The organism is Kitasatospora sp. GP82 (assembly GCF_029892105.1).
Taxonomy (GTDB): Bacteria; Actinomycetota; Actinomycetes; order Streptomycetales; family Streptomycetaceae; genus Kitasatospora.
This window is the reverse complement of the sequence record NZ_JARZAJ010000125.1, coordinates 1-1,381: the sequence shown is the minus strand read 5'-3', so window position 1 is coordinate 1,381 and position 1,381 is coordinate 1. Positions and strand designations below refer to the sequence as shown.

Genomic DNA, 1,381 nt, shown 5'->3' with positions numbered 1-1,381 from the left:
AACACCTCGCCCGAACCACCACTGGCGGCACCCAACTGCTCCGCCGACACCGGACGACCCACCATCGACTCCACCGACAACACCGGCGCACCGGTACTGTCCACGACCGCAAGCGAAAGCGTGCCTTCGCCGAGCCGCGTCAATCGCACCCGCACCGCCGACGCGCCCACCGCATGCAGCGACACGCCACTCCACAGGAACGGAATCACCGTGTCGTCGCTGCCGCCCTCCAGGATCGCGGCGTGCAGCGCCGCATCCAGGAGGGCCGGGTGCAGACCGAACCGTCCGGCCTCCTCCTTCGCCTGCTCCGGCAGCGCCACCTCGGCGAACAGCTCGTCACCACGCCGCCACACGGCCCGCAGCCCCTGGAACACCGGACCGTAACCGAACCCGGCCTCCGCAAACCCCTCGTAAGCACCATCCACCGACACCGCCTCGGCACCCACCGGCGGCCACACCGAGGCGTCGAACGACGCCGGTTCGGCGGCACCGGAGGCCGTCAGCACACCAGCGGCATGCCGGACCCAGGCGTCCTGCTCATGACCGTCCGGCCGGGAGGACACGGCCAGTGTGCGCCGTCCGGACTCGTCCGGCTTCCCGACGCGTACCTGCACCTGCACACCGCCGTGCTCGGGCAGCGTGAGCGGGGCGGCCAGCGTCAGCTCCTCCACCAGGTCGCAGTCGACCTCGTCCCCGGCCCGGAAGGCCAGTTCGAGCAGACCCGTCCCCGGAACGAGCACGGTGCCCTTCACCACGTGATCCGCCAGCCACGGATGCGACTCCAGCGACAGCCGACCAGTGAGCAGAACCTCATCGTCACCGGCCAGTTGCACAGCAGCGCCCAGCAAGGGGTGCTCTGCCGCCCCCAGCCCCGCGAACCGCACATCACCGGCCCGCACCACCGAGCCCGAAGGCCAGAACCGCCGGCGCTGGAACGCGTAGGTGGGCAGTTCGACGCTGCGGGCACCGGTCCCGGCGAACAGCGCGGCCCAGTCGACCTTCGCGCCGTGGACGTGCAGACGCGCCAGTGCGTGGAGCGCCGTCTCCTCCTCGTCCCTGTCCTTGCGCAGGACGGGGACGAAGACGGCCTCGTCCGACGCCGACTCGCGGCCGACCGCCGTGAGGACGCCGTCCGGTCCAAGCTCCAGGAAGGAAGTCACCCCTTGTCCGGTCAGCCAGCCGATGCCCTCGGAGAACCGGACGGCCTGGCGGACGTGTTCCACCCAGTACTGCGGGGAGCACAGCTGCTCGCTCGTGGCCAACGCACCCGTCAGGTTCGACACCACGGGAATGGTGGGCGCCTGAAACGACAGGCCCTCCAGGACCCGGCCGAACTCTTCGAGCATCGGGTCCATCAACGGCGAGTGGAACGCGTGCGAGA

At 70.6% G+C, this 1,381-nt stretch carries 1 protein-coding gene; it reads right to left on the bottom strand.

From position 1 onward, the window contains the following. The coding region (locus tag P3T39_RS37380; RefSeq protein ID WP_348534437.1) for a polyketide synthase dehydratase domain-containing protein at positions 1 to 1,355 on the bottom strand (1,355 nt) is incomplete at its 3' end. Between the last annotated feature and the right edge of the window lie 26 nt (positions 1,356 to 1,381).